Annotated in this window: 17 protein-coding genes and 1 tRNA gene; 9 read left to right on the top strand and 9 right to left on the bottom strand. The window is 66.0% G+C overall.

The genetic code is table 11. The features are described from left to right. Positions 1–23 precede the first annotated feature (23 nt). The 3 genes from AC1ZV1_RS26430 to AC1ZV1_RS26420 all read right to left on the bottom strand — a co-directional run bounded on the left by AC1ZV1_RS26430 (position 24) and on the right by AC1ZV1_RS26420 (position 1,593). Positions 24–425 carry a YkgJ family cysteine cluster protein gene (locus tag AC1ZV1_RS26430; protein WP_416746037.1) on the bottom strand — a complete coding sequence of 134 codons (402 nt, stop codon included), beginning with the start codon at positions 423–425 and terminating at the stop codon, positions 24–26. A 119-nt stretch (positions 426–544) separates the two neighbouring features. Continuing rightward, the gene (gene idi / locus AC1ZV1_RS26425; protein ID WP_484294331.1) at positions 545–1,093 is read right to left on the bottom strand and encodes an isopentenyl-diphosphate Delta-isomerase; all 549 of its coding nucleotides are present in this window, start codon (positions 1,091–1,093) and stop codon (positions 545–547) included. A 50-nt stretch (positions 1,094–1,143) separates the two neighbouring features. After that, the gene (locus tag AC1ZV1_RS26420; protein ID WP_081515646.1) at positions 1,144–1,593 is read right to left on the bottom strand and encodes a DMT family transporter; all 450 of its coding nucleotides are present in this window, start codon (positions 1,591–1,593) and stop codon (positions 1,144–1,146) included. Between the two features lie 126 nt (positions 1,594–1,719). Between AC1ZV1_RS26420 and AC1ZV1_RS26415 the strand changes: the two genes are divergently transcribed. Further along, positions 1,720–2,121, top strand: a complete 402-nt coding sequence (locus tag AC1ZV1_RS26415) for an SRPBCC family protein (RefSeq protein ID WP_484294330.1) — start codon at positions 1,720–1,722, stop codon at positions 2,119–2,121. Positions 2,122–2,259: 138 nt separating this feature from the next. On the opposite strand, the gene AC1ZV1_RS26410 is transcribed toward AC1ZV1_RS26415, so the two are convergent. Then, positions 2,260–4,284: an oxidoreductase gene (locus AC1ZV1_RS26410; protein ID WP_484294329.1), complete on the bottom strand. Its 2,025-nt coding sequence runs from the start codon at positions 4,282–4,284 to the stop codon at positions 2,260–2,262. 532 nt (positions 4,285–4,816) lie between these two features. Here AC1ZV1_RS26410 and fdnG point away from each other — a divergent pair. From fdnG to selB, 6 genes are all read left to right on the top strand, one after another. Continuing rightward, a complete protein-coding gene (gene fdnG, locus AC1ZV1_RS26405) occupies positions 4,817–7,894 on the top strand; it encodes a formate dehydrogenase-N subunit alpha (RefSeq protein ID WP_484294328.1) in 3,078 nt (1,025 codons plus the stop codon). Positions 7,895–7,902: 8 nt separating this feature from the next. After that, positions 7,903–8,835: a formate dehydrogenase subunit beta gene (gene fdxH / locus AC1ZV1_RS26400; RefSeq protein WP_484294327.1), complete on the top strand. Its 933-nt coding sequence runs from the start codon at positions 7,903–7,905 to the stop codon at positions 8,833–8,835. Between the two features lie 93 nt (positions 8,836–8,928). Continuing rightward, on the top strand, positions 8,929–9,555 hold the full coding sequence (locus AC1ZV1_RS26395; RefSeq protein ID WP_484294326.1) for a formate dehydrogenase subunit gamma: 627 nt from the start codon (positions 8,929–8,931) through the stop codon (positions 9,553–9,555). Positions 9,556–9,680: 125 nt separating this feature from the next. After that, the gene (gene fdhE, locus AC1ZV1_RS26390; protein WP_484294325.1) at positions 9,681–10,613 is read left to right on the top strand and encodes a formate dehydrogenase accessory protein FdhE; all 933 of its coding nucleotides are present in this window, start codon (positions 9,681–9,683) and stop codon (positions 10,611–10,613) included. Between the two features lie 166 nt (positions 10,614–10,779). Continuing rightward, positions 10,780–12,186 (top strand): L-seryl-tRNA(Sec) selenium transferase, encoded by a 1,407-nt coding sequence (gene selA / locus AC1ZV1_RS26385; RefSeq protein ID WP_484294324.1) that lies wholly within the window; start codon positions 10,780–10,782, stop codon positions 12,184–12,186. Then, positions 12,183–14,102 (top strand): selenocysteine-specific translation elongation factor, encoded by a 1,920-nt coding sequence (gene selB, locus AC1ZV1_RS26380; RefSeq protein ID WP_484294323.1) that lies wholly within the window; start codon positions 12,183–12,185, stop codon positions 14,100–14,102. Before selA ends, selB begins: the two co-directional genes overlap by 4 nt. A gap of 126 nt (positions 14,103–14,228) precedes the next feature. Here the strand turns inward: selB and AC1ZV1_RS26375 are convergent, their stop codons facing one another. Both AC1ZV1_RS26375 and AC1ZV1_RS26370 read right to left on the bottom strand, forming a co-directional pair. Continuing rightward, a complete protein-coding gene (locus AC1ZV1_RS26375) occupies positions 14,229–15,683 on the bottom strand; it encodes an alpha/beta hydrolase (RefSeq protein WP_484294322.1) in 1,455 nt (484 codons plus the stop codon). Positions 15,684–15,748: 65 nt separating this feature from the next. Then, positions 15,749–16,219, bottom strand: coding sequence for a hypothetical protein (locus tag AC1ZV1_RS26370; RefSeq protein ID WP_484294321.1), 471 nt, complete (start codon positions 16,217–16,219; stop codon positions 15,749–15,751). Positions 16,220–16,464: 245 nt separating this feature from the next. On the opposite strand from AC1ZV1_RS26370, the gene AC1ZV1_RS26365 reads away from it, so the two are divergent. Next, a tRNA-Sec gene (locus AC1ZV1_RS26365) sits at positions 16,465–16,560 on the top strand. An 82-nt stretch (positions 16,561–16,642) separates the two neighbouring features. Next, a complete protein-coding gene (locus AC1ZV1_RS26360) occupies positions 16,643–17,059 on the top strand; it encodes a hypothetical protein (protein WP_484294320.1) in 417 nt (138 codons plus the stop codon). 16 nt (positions 17,060–17,075) lie between these two features. Here AC1ZV1_RS26360 and AC1ZV1_RS26355 read toward each other — a convergent pair whose 3' ends face one another. From AC1ZV1_RS26355 to AC1ZV1_RS26345, 3 genes are all read right to left on the bottom strand, one after another. After that, the gene (locus AC1ZV1_RS26355) at positions 17,076–17,288 is read right to left on the bottom strand and encodes a DUF6434 domain-containing protein (RefSeq protein ID WP_484294319.1); all 213 of its coding nucleotides are present in this window, start codon (positions 17,286–17,288) and stop codon (positions 17,076–17,078) included. Positions 17,289–17,368: 80 nt separating this feature from the next. Further along, positions 17,369–17,572, bottom strand: coding sequence for a hypothetical protein (locus AC1ZV1_RS26350; protein ID WP_045216516.1), 204 nt, complete (start codon positions 17,570–17,572; stop codon positions 17,369–17,371). A 67-nt stretch (positions 17,573–17,639) separates the two neighbouring features. Continuing rightward, positions 17,640–18,269, bottom strand: a complete 630-nt coding sequence (locus tag AC1ZV1_RS26345; protein ID WP_484294318.1) for a GrpB family protein — start codon at positions 18,267–18,269, stop codon at positions 17,640–17,642. Positions 18,270–18,323: the final 54 nt, after the last annotated feature.

Raw genomic sequence — 18,323 nt, 5'->3', positions numbered from 1 at the left:
CCCCTGGCTTCAGGCGGTGGTGATCAGGCCGTTTTCTTGCGGTAGGCGCAATAACCGGGGCGCGGGCCGACCTGCGGGTGGTTGCGGCAGGTGTCCGGGCGCTTGGTGTAGACGGTGCACAGGCGGGTCTTGCGGTCGAGGAAGTAGCAGTCGCCGTTGCTGGTGCGGGTCAGGGTGAAGATGCCGCTCTTCTGGTTGAAGCGCTCGACGACGCCTTCCTTCAGCAGGCGCTTGGCGATGTTCTTCGCCGGCTCGTCGCGCTCGAATTCGTCGACGACGCCGATACGGATCAGGTCGTTGACGTTCACTTCCGCCGGCATGGTGCAGCAGGTGGCGTTGCAGTCCTTGCACAGGCCCGACGTGTACTTGGCCCAGGTTTCCAGGCGGTCCAGTTCGGCGTTGGCGATCAGTGGTGGTTTTCTCATGGCGGCAAGTCAGTGCGGTGGCGCGAAGGCGCGCATCATAGTGGCCGGCGCGCAGAATTGCGCGGGCTTTCGACGACGACCCGCAGGGAACCGACGAGCTGAGCCGGGAAGGGAAGCGCTCAACGAGCTGCGAGGGCAGCGACTCCACCCTTGGCGTGCAGGTAGTCCTTGAAGGTCGGGTAGCAGATCAGGAACCAGGGTGTGAAACGCTGCGGCTGCGCCGCCATCTCGGCTTCCAGCTCGGCCAGGGCGATGTAGCGGAAGTCGTCGGCTTCAAGCGGGTCGGGCCGCGGCAGTTGTTCGTCGACGGCGCCGAACAGGTGACCGTATTCGTGTTCGGTCATCCCGTTGGCCAGGTCCAGTCGGTAGCTGAACTCGAACAGCTTGTGCAGCGCGCACTCTACACCCATCTCCTCGCGCAGGCGGCGCTCGGCGGCGTGCAGTGCGGACTCGTCCGGGTAGGGATGGCCGCAGCAGGTGTTGCTCCACAGTCCGCCGCAGTGGTACTTGCCCGCCGCGCGGCGCTGCAGCAGCAGTTCGCCGGCGTGGTTGAACAGGTAGACGGAGATGGCGCGGTGGCGCACGCCGAGATGATGGGCCTCGTGCTTCTCCATTGTGCCGGTCGGGTTGTCGTGTTCGTCGACCAGGACCACCTGGATATCAGTCATGAAAATCTCCTGCGGGTGAGCCATCCGTGCTCAGCGTAGACGGACGGGGTTCAGCCCTTGCGGATCATCCAGATGCCAACGGCGATGGCGGCCATGCCGGCGATCTTCAGGGTGCTCACCGGCGCTTCCTTGAAACCGGCCCAGCCAAAGTGGTCGAGCGCCAGCGCCATGCCCAGTTGGCCGGCGAGCACCAGCACCATGAACATCAGCGCGCCGACGCGCGGTGCGGCGAAGGCGGCGATGAAGATGAAGAACATCCCCAGGAATCCCCCGCACCACTGCCACCAGGGCATCCCGCGCATCGCCGCGAGGCTGGGGAATTCCCGGTTGGCCAGGGTCAGCGCGAGCAGACCCAGCATGCCGACGAAGAAGGAAATCAGCGCGGCGGCAAGCACGCTGGACACCTGTTTGGCCAACTGGCCGTTGATGCCGGCTTGCAGCGGCAGGCAGGCGCCGGCGATCAGCGGAAGGACGAACAACCACCAGGGCGGCGTAGGCATGGAAAACTCCGGAAATGCTCAGAAAGCAGGGCAGCGGAGGACTGGCCTGCGGTCGATCGAGAGGGGTTGGCCGCGTAGTATGCACCAGACCGGAGCATCGCTCCTGTCCCGATGGAGGTCCTGATCATGGCCACCCGCGCTTCCCGCGTGCTGAGCGTCCGTATCGAACGGCCGCGCGACGCGGCCTACGACTTCCTCGCCGACCCGAAGAACTTCCCGCGCTGGGCGTCCGGCCTGTGCAGCGCGATCGAGCCGCTGGAGGGGGAACTTTGGCTGGCGCAGACGCCACAGGGCCCGCTGCGCGTGCGCTTCTCGCCACGCAACGCGTTCGGCGTGCTCGACCATGACGTGCTGCCCGAGCAGGCGCCAGCCATCCATATTCCGCTGCGGCTGATCGCCAATGGCGATGGCTGCGAGCTGCAACTCACTCTGTTGCGCCAGCCGCAGATGGACGACGCGACTTTCGAGCGCGATGCGCAGTGGGTGGAACGCGACCTGCAGGCGATCAAGGTGCTGCTGGAGTCGTGATATCGCACTTCTCCTGTGGGAACGGGCCATGCCCGGGATCGCGGCACGGACCGCTCCTAGAGCATGTGCGCCACGTGTTCCGCTGGCACGGACGGAGGAGTGAACTCCGGCCTCGGCGAAACATCATGAATGACGTCGCTACAACCGCGCCGCCAGCTCCGCGCCCTCGCGAATCGCACGCTTGGCATCCAGCTCCCGCGCCACGTTGGCGCCGCCGATGACGTGGTAGCGCAGGTTCTCCGCGGCCAGCGTCGGCTGCAGCTCCAGCAGCGGCTCCTGCCCGGCGCAGATCACCACGTTGTCCACGGCCAGGCATTGCTCCCGGCCATCGATGCGCACATGCAGGCCGTCGTCGTCGATGCGCAGGTACTCCACGCCGCCGAGCATTCGCACGCCGTGGTGCTTGAGATGCGCGCGGTGCACCCAGCCGCTGGTCTTGCCCAGCCCGGCGCCGGGTTGGCCGGCCTTGCGTTGCAGTAGCCAGAGCTGGCGAGGTGGTGCGCTGGCGACCGGGGGGATCAGTCCGCCTGGCGTCGCATTGTCCAGGTCGATGCCCCACTGGCCGAGCCACTCGCCCAACGGTTGCGGGCCGTCGCGCTCGGTCAGCAGGAAGCTGGCGACGTCGAAGCCGATGCCGCCCGCGCCGATCAGCGCGACCTTCCCGCCCACCGGCGCGCCACGCAGCACGTCGAGGTAGCTGAGCACCTTGGCGTGGCCGATTCCGGCAATCGACGGCGTGCGCGGCCGGATGCCGGTGGCGACGATGACCTCGTCGTATTCGCCGCGCAGTTCGCCACGCTGGATGCGACGGCCCAACTGCACCTCGACGCCCAGCTCGCTCAGGCGCACGGCGAAGTAGCGCAGCGTCTCGTGGAACTCCTCCTTGCCCGGCACGCGCTTGGCCAGGTTGAACTGTCCGCCGATTTCCCCGGTGGCTTCGAACAGCGTCACCCGGTGGCCGCGCTCGGCGGCGACGCAGGCGGCGGACAGCCCTGCCGGCCCTGCGCCGATCACCGCGATGCGCTTGTGCACGCGTGCCTTGCGGTAGCGCAGTTCGGTCTCGAATGCCGCACGCGGGTTGACCAGGCAGCTGGCGCGGCGGTTGGCGAAGGCGTGGTCCAGGCAGGCCTGGTTGCAGGCAATGCAGGTGTTGATCGACGCGGCGCGGCCGGTGGCGGCTTTCTCCACGAATTGCGGGTCGGCCAGCAGCGGTCGGGCCATCGAAACGAGATCGGCGTGACCGTCGGCGAGCAGTTGCTCGGCGACCTCCGGCGTGTTGATACGGTTGCTGGCGATCACCGGCACGCGCAGTTCGTGGCGCAGGCGCGCGGTCACGTCGGCGAAGGCCGCCCGCGGTACCGAGGTGACGATGGTCGGCACCCGCGATTCGTGCCAGCCGACGCCGGTGTTGAGCAGATCGATACCGGCGCCTTCGAGGGCTCGGGCAACGGTGCGCACCTCGTCCCAGTCGTTGCCGCCCTCCACCAGGTCGAGCAGCGACAGGCGATAGCTGATGACGAAGCGCTCGCCCAGCGCACGGCGGGTACGGCGAACGATCTCCAGCGGCAGGCGCATGCGGTTGCCCAGGTCGCCGCCCCAGCGGTCTTCACGCTGGTTGGTGCGCGGGCAGAGGAACTGGTTCAGCAGGTAGCCCTCGCTGCCCATGATCTCCACGCCGTCGTAGCCGGCGGCGTGGGCAAGCTTCGCGCAGCGCACGAAGGCAGCAATGGTGCGCAGGATGCCGCGCTCGGACAGCTCGCGCGGGGCGAACCAGCTGATCGGCGACTTCACCGGTGAGGCCGAGACCACCAGGGGGTGATAGCCGTAGCGCCCGGCGTGGAGTATCTGCAGCAGGATGCGCCCGCCTTCGCGGTGTACCGCCTGGGTCAGGCGGCGGTGCGCTGGCACCTGCAGGCCGCTGGTGAGGCTGCTGCCCAGTGGCAGCAACCAGCCCTCGCGGTTGGGCGCAAAACCGCCGGTAATGATCAGCCCGACGCCGCCGCGCGCCCGCTCGCGGTAGTAGGCGGCGAGCTTGCCGAAGTCCCACAGGCGGTCTTCCAGCCCGGTGTGCATCGAGCCCATGACCACGCGGTTGCGCAGCTGGATGGAGCCCAGGTCGAGCGGGGCAAGCAGGTGAGGGTAGGGCGAGGCGGCGGACGACATGGAAGCGCTCTTGGACAATCAGGTCCTGCCACCCTAATGGGGCGGCAGTGGGTCGGTTAACGGCCCGGCTGCCGTGCCGTTCGGGCATTTCGGTCAAGCGCTTCGGTTGACAGGTGCGCCAGAGCTTCCAGACTGAACCTTATGGCAGGGCCTCGTGCCCCGATCGCAGGCTGAAGTGACGGAGGTCGTCATGAAAGCGATAAGAACAAGACATGCGCGCCATTACCTGCTCGCTGTCCTCATCGGCGTGGCCCTGCTCGGGCTGCACGAATCCCTCCAGCCGGATCGACAGCCATCCTCCTGCCGGCCCGACGGCGACAGTATCTCCTGCGCCTACCCGCCTATTGCCCATTTAGGGGTACTCAGCAGTCCGTTCTGAGTGACGGACTGACGCGCGTCAATGCGCCGCTGATTCCCGGCGTGCAAGGTCTGCCCCGCTCAAAGCTGGCGCATTGCGCCCGCTTGGCTATCTTTTAAGCAGCAAGGGTCCGGCCATGCACCGGACGTACGCTGCCTGATCAGGAGACGCACGATGGATATGAACCGTCGGCAATTTTTCAAGGTCTGCGCCGTGGGCCTTGGAGGATCCAGCCTGGCGGCACTCGGGATGGCACCCCCGGATGCATTCGCCGACCAGATCCGCCACTTCAAGCTTGCGCGCACCGTCGAGACCCGAAACACCTGCCCCTATTGCTCGGTAGGCTGCGGCATCCTCATGTACAGCCAGGGTGATGCCGCGAAGAACGTGGCGCAGAACATCATCCATATCGAGGGTGATTCCGATCACCCGGTCAACCGCGGCACGCTCTGCCCCAAAGGCGCCGGCCTGCTGGACTTCGTCCACAGTCCCAACCGCCTGAAGTACCCGCAGGTTCGCGAAGCCGGCTCCTCTGAATGGAAGCGCATCGGCTGGGACGAGGCGCTGGATCGCATCGCCAAGCTGGTGAAGGAAGACCGCGACGCCAACTTCATCGAGAAGAACGCCCAGGGCCAGACGGTGAACCGCTGGCTGACCACCGGCTTCCTGGCCGCGTCGGCGTCCTCCAACGAAGCGGGCTACATCACCCACAAGGTGGTGCGTTCCCTCGGCGTACTGGCGTTCGACAACCAAGCGCGTGTCTGACACGGCCCGACGGTGGCAAGTCTTGCCCCGACGTTCGGCCGTGGAGCCATGACCAACCATTGGACCGACATCAAGAATGCCGATCTGATTCTGATCATGGGCGGAAACGCCGCTGAAGCGCACCCGTGCGGCTTCAAGTGGGTGACCGAAGCCAAGGCGCACAACAAGGCGCGCCTGCTGGTGGTCGACCCGAGATTCACCCGTTCTGCGTCGGTGGCCGACTACTACGCGCCCATCCGCACCGGCACGGATATCGCCTTCCTCGGCGGTCTGATCAACTACCTGCTGGAAAACGACAAGTACCAGAAGGAATACGTGCACAACTACACCGACGTCTCCTTCATCGTGAAGGAAGGCTTCGGCTTCGACGACGGGCTGTTCAACGGCTACGACGCGGAGAAGCGCACCTACCCGGACAAGTCCTCCTGGCAGTACGAGCTGGGCGAGGACGGTTTCGCCAAGGTCGACCCGACCCTGACGCACCCGCGCTGCGTGTTCAACCTGATGAAGCAGCACTACAGCCGCTATACGCCGGACGTGGTGAGCAACATCTGCGGCACGCCCAAGGACATGATGCTCAAGGTGTGGGAGGAGATATCCACCACCGCGGCGCCGACCAAGGTCATGACCATCATGTACGCCCTGGGCTGGACCCAGCACTCGGTGGGCGCGCAGATGATCCGCACCGGCGCGATGGTCCAGCTGCTGCTGGGCAACATCGGCATGCCCGGCGGCGGCATGAACGCCCTGCGCGGTCACTCCAACATCCAGGGCCTGACCGACCTGGGGCTGCTGTCCAACTCGCTGCCCGGCTACCTGACCTTGGGGATGGACGCGGAGCAGGACTACAACGCCTTCATCACCAAGCGCACCAGCAAACCGTTGCGCCCGGGGCAGTTGTCCTACTGGCAGAACTACCCGAAATTCCACGTCAGCCTGATGAAGGCCTGGTTCGGCAAGTCGGCGACCAAGGAAAACAACTGGTGCTACGACTGGCTGCCGAAGCTGGACATGCCGGGCGCCGGCTACGACGTGCTGCGCTACTTCGACATGATGTACCAGGGCAAGGTCAACGGTTACTTCTGCCAGGGCTTCAACCCCATCGCCTCCTTCCCCAACAAGGCCAAGGTCAGCGCTGCGCTGTCCAAGCTGAAGTGGATGGTCGTGATGGACCCGCTGGCCACCGAGACCTCCGAGTTCTGGCGCAATGCCGGCGAGTTCAACGAGGTCGACAGCAAGGCCATCCAGACCACGGTGTTCCGCCTGCCCACCAGCTGCTTCGCCGAGGAGGACGGCTCCATCGTCAACTCCGGGCGCTGGCTGCAATGGCACTGGAAGGGCGCCGAGCCGCCGGGTGAAGCGCGTACCGACATCGCCATCATGAGTGGCCTGCTGCATCGCCTGCAGGCGGCTTATCGCAAGGATGGCGGCGCCTTCCCCGACCCGATCCTGGGGCTCGACTGGCCGTACCTGACGCCTGACGAACCCACGCCGGAAGAGGTGGCCAAGGAGTACAACGGCAAGGCTCTGACCGATCTCGTCGACCCTAACAACGGCATGGTCCTGGCGAAAGCCGGCGAGCAGCTCCCGGCCTTCGCGCTGCTGCGCGACGACGGCAGTACCGCCAGCGGCTGCTGGATCTTCGCCGGCTCCTGGACGCAGACGGGCAACCAGATGGCCCGCCGCGACAACAGCGACCCATACGCCATGGGGCAGACCCTGGGTTGGGCCTGGGCCTGGCCGGCCAACCGGCGCATTCTCTACAACCGCGCCTCGGCTGACGTCAGCGGCAAGCCGTGGGATCCGGTGAAGAAGCGTCTGGTGTGGTGGAACGGCAAGGCCTGGGGCGGCACCGACATCCCTGACTTCAAGGCCGATTCGGCACCGGAGGCCGGGATGAATCCGTTCATCATGAACCCCGAAGGCGTGGCGCGTTTCTTCGCCGTCGACAAGATGGCCGAGGGCCCGTTCCCCGAGCACTATGAACCGTTCGAGACGCCGATTGGCATCAACCCGCTGCACAAGAACCCGCAGGCGATCAGCAGCCCGGCGGCGCGGGTGTTCAAGAACGACATGGAGCTGTTCGGCAAGGCGGACGAGTTCCCCTACGCCGCGACGACCTACCGGCTTACCGAACACTTCCACTTCTGGACCAAGCATTGCCGCCTGAATGCCATCGTCCAGCCGGAACAGTTCGTCGAGATCGGCGAGGCGCTGGCCAAGGAACTCGGCATCAAGGCTGGCGACCGCGTGAAGGTCTCCTCCAACCGCGGATACATCAAGGCGGTGGCGGTGGTGACCAAGCGCATCCGTCCGCTGCAGGTCAACGGCAAGACCGTGCACCACGTGGGCATTCCCCTGCACTGGGGGTTCTCGGGTGTGGCGCGCAACGGCTACCTGACCAACACCCTGACCCCCTTCGTGGGCGATGGGAACACGCAGACGCCGGAGTTCAAGTCCTTCCTCGTCAACGTGGAAAAGGCGTGAGGTGACGCATGAGTAGTCAAGACATCTACGCCCGCTCCGCCACGACCTTGCCGTCACCCTCGGTGCGGCATGAGCAGGAAGTGGCCAAGCTGATCGACGTGTCCAAGTGCATCGGCTGCAAGGCCTGCCAGGTCGCCTGCTCGGAATGGAACGAGCTGCGCGACGAGGTGGGCCACAACCACGGTACCTATGACAACCCGATCGACCTCACGGACCAGTCCTGGACGGTCATGCGCTTCACCGAGCATGAGAATCCGGCCGGCAACCTGGAATGGCTGATCCGCAAGGACGGCTGCATGCACTGCGAGGAACCCGGCTGCCTGAAGGCCTGCCCGAGTCCTGGCGCGATCGTGAAGTACGCCAACGGCATCGTCGACTTCAACCAGGACCACTGCATCGGCTGTGGCTACTGCATCACCGGCTGCCCGTTCAACATCCCGCGCATCTCGCAGAAGGATCACAAGGCGTACAAGTGCACCCTGTGTTCCGACCGCGTGGCGGTAGGCATGGAGCCGGCCTGCGTGAAGACCTGCCCGACCGGCGCCATCGTCTTCGGCACCAAGGAGGACATGAAGGAGCACGCCGCCGAGCGCATCGAAGACCTCAAGTCCCGCGGCTTCGAGAACGCCGGCCTGTATGACCCGCAAGGCGTGGGCGGCACGCACGTGATGTACGTGCTGCACCACAACGACCAGCCCTCGCTGTACGCCGGCCTGCCCGACAAGCCTGCGATCAGCCCGATGGTCAGCCTGTGGAAAGGCCTCACCAAACCGCTGGGCCTGCTGGCCATGGCGGGCGTGGTGCTGGCCGGGTTCTTCCACTACACCCGCATCGGCCCCAACCGGGTCGAGGAGGATGAGGAAGACGGACCTGACCCGCAGGCGCAGGTGCACAAGGTCGACCCTTCGGTGCATGACTATGATCCGCGTACTCCACGCTGACCTTTCTTCCCGAACTGCCCCCTCTCCCTGCGGAGCGGGGCGCGCAGCCAGGGCTGGGGAGAGGGTGCTTGCAAGCTCTCCCAGGAGCCGAGCATGAAAAAAGACATACAACGCTACAACGCCAACGAACGGAGCAACCACTGGATGGTGGCCATTCTGTTCTTCCTTGCCGGCCTCTCAGGGCTGGCGCTGTTCCACCCGGCCATGTTCTGGCTGACCAACCTCTTCGGTGGCGGACCGTGGACGCGCATCCTCCATCCCTTTCTCGGGGTGGCGATGTTCCTGTTCTTCCTCGGCCTGGTGATCCGCTTCGCCCACCACAACCTGGTGGAGAAGCGCGACGTGCAGTGGCTCAAGCAATGGCGCGACGTGGTGATCAACCGCGAGGAAAACCTCCCGGAAGTCGGCCGCTACAACGCTGGACAGAAGCTGCTGTTCTGGACCCTGCTGCTGTGCATGCTGGTGCTGCTGGTGACCGGTTTCGTGATGTGGCGCGCGTACTTCAGCCACTTCTTCGGCATCGACCTCATCCGCATCGCTTCGCTGCTGCATGCCTTCGCTGCCTTTGTGCTCATCTGCAGCATCCTGGTGCACATCTACGCCGGACTCTGGGTGAAGGGCTCGATGGGCGCGATGCTCTACGGCTGGGTCAGCCGCGGCTGGGCGCGCAAGCACCACGCCGCCTGGCTGAAAGACGTGGACAAGGGCAAGGGTCACTGACGCCCGACGTAATCGCCGGCTGACACCTGTGTGTCAGCCGGCACAGACAGTTCCCACTCCCTTCAGGGAGAGGGCCAGGGAGTGGGGCGTTCAGGCCCCGCTCCGAACCCAACAAGGAGTCCTGCGTGTCAGGCCGAATTCTCGAACCCGGGCAGATCGAAGCTGCCGCCAACATCCCCCCGCTGTTCAACCTGCCGTCCCCCGATCTGTTTTCCCGCCGCGCCGCGCGCCTGCGCGAACTGGCGCCGGGCAATCCGCTGCAGGGCTACCTCGAACTGATCGCCGGTGTCTGTGAAACGCAGCAGACGCTGCTCGATCGCAAGCTGTTCCTGCCTTCACCGGACGCCGCCGCGCTGGCGCGCAGCCGCGAGCACCGCATGCCGCCGCTGGCCTATGAAGTGCTGGTGCGTGAGGGGGCGTGGCTGCCGCTGCTGGACGCCTTCCTCGAGGCTTACGAGCTCACCGCCAACCCGGCAGTCGTCGAAGCGCTGAAGACCCTGCGCATCGCCGACTCCGGCCAGCGCAAGGCCTGGGCCCTGGGCCTGCTCAACGGTCAGTTCGATCTGCTGCCGCCGGCGCTGGTGCCCTTTCTCGGCGCCGTGCTCCAGGTCGCCTTCAGCCAGTGGCTGCTGCAACTGCCCGACGACACCCTGGCGGAGACCGACAGCCAGACCCTCTGCCCGGCCTGCGGCGCCCCCCCGGTGGCAGGGATGATCCGCAGCCAGGGCAAGCATGCCGGGCTGCGCTACCTGTCCTGCTCGCTGTGCTCCTGCGAATGGCACTACGTGCGCGTGAAATGCAGCCACTGCACCGAGAGCAAGGGCCTGGCCTACTACTCGCTGCAGCGCGAAGGCGTCGCCAGCGACCAGGCGCCACTCAAGGCCGAAACCTGCCCCGGCTGCCAGTCCTACCTCAAGCAGTTCTACCTGCAGCACGACAAGCACGCCGAGGCCCAGGCGGACGACCTGGCCAGCCTCGCGCTGGATATCCGCCTCGCCGAGGACGGCTACCTGCGCACCGCGCCGAACCTGCTGCTCGCACCCGGCGGCTCTTCGTAGGGTGGGTGGAGTGCAGCGATACCCATGCTGCCGCCGCACAGGGCGTGATGGATATCGCTGCGCTCCACCGCATCCTGCAAAGGCATAGCTTCCACCTGGGCATCGGTCTTCTAGACTGATCCCAGCCATCGCCTCCAGCACATTGTTCCTAGCAGAAGGTTCGTCCATGACCTCGGTACGTTTGCCCTCCGTTGACCGGCTGCTGCGCAGCCCGGCCTGCCAGCCGCTGCAGCAACGCTATGGCCGCGAGGCCCTGCTCAAGACCCTGCGCGACCTGCTCGACGAGTTGCGTGAGCCCGCCCGCCACGGCCAACTGGCCGCTGTCGAGTTGGAGGAGTCCGTGCTCGCCGGCCGCGCGGGAGAACGCCTCGCCGCACACCACGCCAGCCGCGTGCGCCGTGTGTTCAATCTCACCGGCACCGTGCTGCACACCAACCTCGGTCGCGCCTTGCTGCCCGAGGAAGCCATCGAAGCGATCACGCTGGCCGCGCGTTATCCGCTCAACCTCGAGTTCGATCTCGCCACCGGCAAGCGGGGTGACCGTGATGACCTCATCACCGGGCTGATCCGCGAGTTGACTGGCGCCGAAGCCGTCACCGTGGTCAACAACAATGCAGCTGCCGTGCTGCTGGCGCTCAACAGCCTGGGCGCGCGCAAGGAAGGGATCATCTCCCGCGGCGAACTGATCGAGATCGGTGGTGCCTTCCGCATCCCCGACATCATGTCCCGCGCGGGTGTGAAACTGGTCGAAGTCGGCACCACCAACCGCACCCACGCCAAGGATTACGAAGCCGTCATCGGCCCGCGCTCCGGCCTGCTGATGCGGGTGCACACCAGCAACTACAGCGTGCAGGGCTTCACCGCCAGCGTCGCCACCCCGCAACTGGCGCAGATCGCCCACGCCCATGGCTTGCCGCTGCTGGAAGACCTGGGCAGCGGCACCCTGGTCGATCTCACCCGCTGGGGCCTGCCCAAGGAACCGACGGTGCAGGAAGCGCTGCGCGACGGTGCCGATATCGTCACCTTCAGTGGTGACAAATTGCTCGGTGGCCCGCAGGCCGGACTGATCCTCGGCAGCAAGGAACTGATCGGACGGATCAAGAAAAACCCGCTCAAGCGCGCGCTGCGGGTGGACAAGCTGACCCTCGCCGCGCTGGAAGCCGTACTCAATCTCTACCGCGATCCGGATCGCCTCGCCGAACGCCTCACCAGCCTGCGTCTGCTCAGCCGTCCGCAAGCCGATATCCGCGTCCAGGCCCAGTGCCTGGCGCCTGCCCTGGCTGCGCTGCTGGGCAAGGGCTGGAGCGTCAGCGCCGTGGATGCCCTGGGCATGATCGGCAGCGGTGCCCAGCCGGTCGCGCGCCTGCCCAGCGCCGCGCTGTGCCTGCGCCCGAACCAGCCCAAACGCCAGCGTGGCCGCGCGCTGCTGGACCTGGAGGAGCGCCTGCGCTGCCTTCCGATCCCGGTGCTCGGCCGCATCGATGACGATGCCCTCTGGCTCGACCTGCGCCAACTCGACGACGAGCCGGGCTTCGTCGCGCAACTGCCGCTGCTGGCCGAGGACGACGCGTGATCGTCGGAACCGCCGGTCATATCGATCACGGCAAGACGTCGCTGCTGCGTGCCCTTACTGGCATCGAGGGCGACCGACGCCCGGCGGAGCGCGAGCGTGGTATCACCATCGACCTCGGCTATGTCTATGCGGATCTGGGTGACGGCGCGCTCACCGGCTTCATTGACGTGCCGGGCCACGAGCGCTTCATCCACAACATGCTTGCCGGCGCCAGCGGTATCGACCTGGTGCTGCTGGTGGTAGCCGCCGACGACGGCCTGATGCCGCAGACCCGCGAGCACCTCGCCATCGTCCAACTGCTTGGTGTCCGCCGCGCCATCGTTGCGCTGACCAAGGCTGATCGTGTAGCGCGTGAGCGCGTTGAACAGGTCACCACAGACGTTCACGAACTGTTGGCGAGCGGTCCGCTTGCCGGTGCGATGATCCTTCCGGTGTCCAGTGTCAGCGGCGAGGGGATCGAGGCGTTGCGCGGAGCACTTGCCGACGCGGCACGTGACACCCGCGCACGCGCCGCAACCGGTGGCTTCCGCCTGGCGGTGGACCGCGCCTTCAGCGTCAGCGGCGCTGGTGTCGTCGTCACCGGGACGGCCTTTGCCGGCAGCGTGAATGTCGGTGACGAATTGCTGCTCGGCAACGCTGGCCGCCGAATTCGAGTGCGCGGCCTGCACGCACAGAACCGCGAAGCACAGCAGGCCCACGCCGGCCAGCGCGTGGCGGTGAACATCGCTGGCGAACGCCTCAATCTCGACCAGATTCACCGGGGCGACTGGCTGATCGCGGCCGAACTCCATGCGCCTACCACGCGCATCGATATCGACCTGAACCTGCTGCCCGGCGAAACCCGCGCCTTCGCCCACTGGACGCCAGTGCATGTGCACCTCGGCGCGCAGGACGTCACCGGCCGTGTCGCGCTGCTCGAAGGCGAGCGCCTGCAACCCGGTGAGCGAGCCTTCGCGCAACTGGTGCTGAATGCGCCCATTCATGCCGTGCACGGCGACTACCTCGTGCTGCGTGACCAGTCCGCGCAACGAACCCTTGGCGGTGGTCGCGTGCTCGATCCGTTCGCTCCCGCGCGCAACCGGCGCAGTCCGGAGCGCCTGGAGCAGCTGCGCACCCTGCAGGGCGCCGGTCTCGAAAGTGCCTTGCCGACGTTGTTGGCGCATGCCAGCAACGGCCTCGATCCTGCGCTGCTGGCGCGCCAGTTCAATCGCCCGCGTGACGGCTGGCAGTTGCCCGCTGAACTGGTGGAGATCAACACCCGGCTCGGTGCGCGGCTGTTCGCTGCCGAGCGCTGGTCGGCGCTGCAACAGCAATTGCTCGATGCCCTGCGACGCTTCCATGCTGAAGCCCCCGATGAGCTCGGTCCCGACCGCGACCGCCTGCGGCGCTACGCCTTCTCGTCATTGGAGCGACCGGTCTTCATCGCCTTGCTGGAAAGCCTGCTGACGACCGGGCACGTGGACAGCAGCGGTCCCTGGCTGCACGTGCCCGATCACCGCGTGCAGTTGGGCGAAGCTGACGAAATGCTGCGCGAACGCCTGTGGCCGTTGCTGCTGACCGGCGCCTTCGACCCGCCCTGGGTACGTGACCTCGCCCGTGAGCTGGGCGCGGAGGAAGGCGACGTGCGCCTGCTGCTACGCAAGCTCGCGCGCCTGGGTCAGCTGCATCAGGTGGTGAAGGACCTGTTCTATCCCGAACAGACCCTGCGCCAGCTTGCCAGCCACGCCCTGCATCTTCGCGACGAAACCGGCATCATCCGCGCCGCTACCTTCCGTGACCGGATCGGCATTGGCCGCAAGCGCTGCATCCAACTGCTGGAGTACTTCGACCGCATCGGCTTCACCCGGCGCTTCGGCAATGAACGACGGATCAGAGAAGATTCGGCGTTGGCGCAGACCGCTGACGAGAATTTCTGAACTCTACCTCGCTGTGCCCTTCGATAGTCCTGTTCACTACCGGGGAGTGGGTCCAATGAGCTCGTGGCTGATTCTGCTGTTCATCGCGGTCACCCTGATCGCCGTCGTCCTCGATCTGGGCAGGCGTTAGCGTTGCGGTAACACCTGGTCGACCCGTTGCACGAGGTAGTCGTAGAACGGGTTGGACGTCACCCGCTGGAAAAGATCCAGCCCGACGATCAGCACGCCGCGCTCGCCGCGAGGCGTGAGGGTGCCCAGGTGGATGCCGAAGTCTTCGCCCGGCTCCGGCTGTTGGCCATAGAGTGCGTCAGTGGGCGGGAAGGGCAACGCCACGTGGGACAGGGAGAACAGGTCGGGTGGGTAGCTTGCCGTCAGTGGCTGGCTCTCCTGTCGCTCGCTGTGGGCCGGCGTGTGCAGGGCTGAGGTCTGGCTGGAGCGGGGACTGTTGGAGATCACCGTCAGGTCATAGTTGCGCTCGCGCTCCGGCAGCAGACGGTCGCCGAGGCTGGCCATTTCGGGGCGCAGCAACGGTCCGTAGTTCAGCGATCGGTTGAGGTCGAACAGTACCAGTTGGCTGCCATTGTCCGGCAGGCGGTCGTACAGGTTGCTGATGACCGCTGGGGTGCTGACGGTGCTGTCGGCAAGGGACTGGAACGTGAGAACCGGTGGCAGGCGCGCGAGGCTTCCGCTGCGGCTGGCGCTTTCCAGGCTGACTTGCACCGCGTCGGTCAGCTCCACCGTCTGGCGTGCCGCAGCAATGGGGAAGGAGTTGTACTTGAACGGGTTGAACTCCGGCAGCACGCTCAGCCAGGCCGCCTTGGCGAAGGCTGGTAGCAGCGCCGGCAGGCCCGCCAGCCCGGCAAACTGGGCGTAGCGGGTGACGCCGATCATCGGCGAGATCAGCACCACCTGCTTCGGCATTGCGAGGCTCGGGTCGTCCAGCGCGTCCAGGCTGTATTTCATCGCCAGCGCGCCACCATTGGAAAAGCCCACCAGCAAGAGCGGCGCGCCCTTGGGGACTTGCGCAGAGGCTTCGCGCACAGCCAGCCGGGTGGCGGCCATCCAGTCTTCCCAGTCGGCGTCGGTGAGTCCTGCCGGCACCGTGCCGTGGCCCGGCATGCGGATGGCAATGATCACGAATCCCTGTTGGCGAAGGTGTTCGCCCAGGTGGCGCAGGCTGTAGGGCGAATCAGTCAGCCCGTGCAGCAGCACCGCCGCGCCGCGCACCTCTCCGCTTGGGCGCATCGCGTAAGAGCGGTTCCAGTCGGTGGCGAAGTGGCCGGGGTAGACCTCGCTTCGGTCGAAGTAGCGGTTATAGGCGACACGCTCGAAGGGCTGCAGGCTGGCGGCCATCTCCTTGCGCATCGCCTGCATCAGCCTCTCTTCGGCGGCAAGGTAGCCGGCCCAGTCCAGGCGGTCGATCTCGCTGCTGTGCAGATCGTCCGGCACCCAGGTGTGCCAGGGTTCCAGCGGCGGGATGTTGCGCAGCGCGGCGACCCGCAGCCCCAGCGCCAGTACGGCGATGGCGAGGATGATAATGGCGAGCCAGAGCAGCGCCCTGGTGAGTTTTGCGTTCAGCATGGAATTCCCTTGTCAGCGTGCGGGACAAGCATAGAGCGCCCGGCGCGACAAAGTCCGCTCATGGATCAGAGGGCCGAGACGGCCTCGACGTAAGCGGGGTTGCCGATGCCCACCTGAGCCCAGACCGGGCGCATCTCGTTGCCTTGGCGGTCATACTGCTCGTCGGCATCCCACAACGTGATGATCTGCCCCGGAAACAGGTACTCGCTATCGGTGTATTCGTGCGCGCCGGAGTCGTCCGCCGACGCGATCAGCGAGAACAACTCGGCGGCCGCCAGCGCAAAGACATCCACGCCCTGATAACGCGCGAGGTACTGCTCGCTCTGGGACAGCCCGATGAACCAGACGAGGCCCTGCTCGTCGCACTCGGTCTGGATCGCCGCTTGGCCGAAGTAGTCCGTCGGCCCGTTGGACGATTCCAGCGGGAAACCGATGGCGGCGAGCGCATCCCGCGCCACGCAACGCGAGTCGCCAAGACAGACCGGTCCGATTCCCTGGTGTGGGGAAATATCGAGGATGGGTAGAGTGGGCTTCATGCCGTGGAGCTCCCTGAGTCACTGTTAGCGAGGTTAGAGCACAGGCAGCCAGTTCGCCGCCTTTTTATGGCGTTTAAATGGCCTTTTGATGTTGTTTGGCCAAGATGCCATCGTCCAAGCGCGTGAGATCCGCCAGGCGACACGCCGCGCACTGCGGCATCGCTACGCTGGCATCTGGCATGCCAATAGTGGCAACATCCGGGCTCCCGCTTTCGCCGCTGCCCCCGCAGCCGGCTTCTGACCAGGGAAGGCAATCACGCCCGGTGGCGTGGCCGGGCTTCAAACCCGGTGGGGGACGGCAGCCGTTCCTGGGTGAGTTCGACTCTCACTGCCTTCCGCCAATTCCTCTCCTGTCGATATCTCCCCTGACCGTGCCCGCTCGGCTGGCTAAGCTGATCGTGAGGAACCGGCTGGAGGGGCGCCATGGTCAGACTGGACCTGTTTACCGAAGAGCATCTGGAGCTGAGCGACCTGTGGCGCTGGCAGGATGGTATGCGCGAGGACGCTTTTCTGGTGCCGCTGACGACGTCGGCGGAGGTGGCGCCCGGTGACTCTCTGCTGCTGGTGAGGGCGCTGTTCCGGCTGGCGGCTGGCGTCGAGGTGCAGGGGCTGCTGGCCTATGACCCGATCGGGCAGGACGTCTATGCAGTGCAGGTGCTCATCGGTCGCGACAGTTTTTCCATCAACAAGTACCTGCCGGAAGCTTCCTTCGAGGAAGTGCTGTCGCTGGCTGAGCGCCTGAAGGTCAGCACCGGCGGTGTGTTGCCGCTGCGCTACAGCGTGGTGCGGCAGGCGCTGGCGGTGCGGGATGGCCAGTTCACGCTGTGGCTGGGTCGTTGACTCCAGGGCGTTGCCTTCAGGGCTCACCGCGGCGGCGCCGCCACTCATCCACCACCGCCCCCATGTCAGCCGGCGCGCCGTTGCGTATCCAGGCCATGAAGTCGCGGTCGAAGTGGAAGTCGTCGCCGCAGTGCAGGGTCATGAAGCGGCGGACGTTCTGCGTGTTGCGGTAGTGGGCATCGAGCGGGGTCTGCCGGGTGATCGGGTCGCTGTGCCAGTCGAAGGCCATGGCGTCCATTCCTGTGGCTTGGAGAACACCCGTTATAGCGCAATCGGCAGCCGCAGGCGCGGTCTGCCGAGGCTGCGGGGTCACTGGCCCCACATCATCCGCTGTTGCTGCGCCGAGTAGTCGTCGCTCTGCAGGCGCACGCGGGTGGGCTGGCGTTCGAGGTTGTCTTCGCCGAAGGATTCGCGCACGGGGGACTCAATGGCGCTGAAGTGGCTGAAGTGCGGGGAATCGGCGCAGCCGACGAGGGTGAAGCAGGCGAAGGTGACCACGGAGAGCTTGAGCATGGGACTTTCTCCTGAAGGGGAGTCACGAGCTTCGGCCGGGTGGATTAACGACTGATTAACACCTCCCTCAGTGGCTGTCAGGGCCCTGCACTTCGCCGGCGCGGGCTGTGTCGCCTTCGCGGTCGCGATGGTGGTCCGGCGGGTTGAGTGCGCGACCGAGTATCTGCGCGACGACCTGGTCCTTGCCATCGGTATAGGCGTCGCGGTCGGTCGGAAAACGCTTCGCCAGTTCGCGCTTCACCTGCGCGTAGAGTTCGGCGTCTTCAGGGTGGCTGCGCAGCCAGTCGCGGAACAGCAGGCGGCGCGAGGCCTCGCCCAGGCCCATGACGTGGACGTGGTGGGTACGCCCGTTGCCTTGCGGTGGCATGCCTTTGACGAAGAACATCCGCGAGGTGTCGGGGTTTTCTGCCCAGTACTGGTAGCCGAGGCTTTGCAGCGGTTCGATCAACTGGTGTGGGTCGCTCTCCGGCGGCAGCAGCAGGAGGATGTCGATGATCGGCTTGGCGTCCAGCCCCGGCACGGCGGTGCTGCCGATGTGTTCGATGCAGAGGCCGGGGAGGTCGGTGACATGGGCAATGGCGTCGGCTTCCTCGGTGAAGCGTTGGGGCCAGTGGGGATCGGCAGGGACGACGTCGATTCGGTCCTGTTCGGCGTTGCTCCAGCGTTCGCCGTCGAATTCGGGAGCTTGCGGGGGCATGCGGGAACTCCAGCGGTGCGGTGATGGGGGCGAGGGTTGGAGGATGATTCTGAC

The sequence above is a fragment of the Pseudomonas sp. BB438 genome (genome assembly GCF_057180225.1).
Note: the sequence above shows the minus strand (reverse complement) of the source record. Positions and strands in the feature narration are given on the sequence as shown.

What these genes read in the sequence shown, in the direction of transcription:
- AC1ZV1_RS26430 (WP_416746037.1), bottom strand. Translation starts at nt 425, where the DNA reads ATGAGAAAACCACCACTGATCGCCAACGCCGAACTGGACCGCCTGGAA.
- idi (WP_484294331.1), bottom strand. Translation starts at nt 1,093, where the DNA reads ATGACTGATATCCAGGTGGTCCTGGTCGACGAACACGACAACCCGACC.
- AC1ZV1_RS26420 (WP_081515646.1), bottom strand. Translation starts at nt 1,593, where the DNA reads ATGCCTACGCCGCCCTGGTGGTTGTTCGTCCTTCCGCTGATCGCCGGC.
- AC1ZV1_RS26415 (WP_484294330.1), top strand. Translation starts at nt 1,720, where the DNA reads ATGGCCACCCGCGCTTCCCGCGTGCTGAGCGTCCGTATCGAACGGCCG.
- AC1ZV1_RS26410 (WP_484294329.1), bottom strand. Translation starts at nt 4,284, where the DNA reads ATGTCGTCCGCCGCCTCGCCCTACCCTCACCTGCTTGCCCCGCTCGAC.
- fdxH (WP_484294327.1), top strand. Translation starts at nt 7,903, where the DNA reads ATGAGTAGTCAAGACATCTACGCCCGCTCCGCCACGACCTTGCCGTCA.
- AC1ZV1_RS26395 (WP_484294326.1), top strand. Translation starts at nt 8,929, where the DNA reads ATGAAAAAAGACATACAACGCTACAACGCCAACGAACGGAGCAACCAC.
- selA (WP_484294324.1), top strand. Translation starts at nt 10,780, where the DNA reads ATGACCTCGGTACGTTTGCCCTCCGTTGACCGGCTGCTGCGCAGCCCG.
- AC1ZV1_RS26375 (WP_484294322.1), bottom strand. Translation starts at nt 15,683, where the DNA reads ATGCTGAACGCAAAACTCACCAGGGCGCTGCTCTGGCTCGCCATTATC.
- AC1ZV1_RS26370 (WP_484294321.1), bottom strand. Translation starts at nt 16,219, where the DNA reads ATGAAGCCCACTCTACCCATCCTCGATATTTCCCCACACCAGGGAATC.
- AC1ZV1_RS26360 (WP_484294320.1), top strand. Translation starts at nt 16,643, where the DNA reads ATGGTCAGACTGGACCTGTTTACCGAAGAGCATCTGGAGCTGAGCGAC.
- AC1ZV1_RS26355 (WP_484294319.1), bottom strand. Translation starts at nt 17,288, where the DNA reads ATGGCCTTCGACTGGCACAGCGACCCGATCACCCGGCAGACCCCGCTC.
- AC1ZV1_RS26350 (WP_045216516.1), bottom strand. Translation starts at nt 17,572, where the DNA reads ATGCTCAAGCTCTCCGTGGTCACCTTCGCCTGCTTCACCCTCGTCGGC.
- AC1ZV1_RS26345 (WP_484294318.1), bottom strand. Translation starts at nt 18,269, where the DNA reads ATGCCCCCGCAAGCTCCCGAATTCGACGGCGAACGCTGGAGCAACGCC.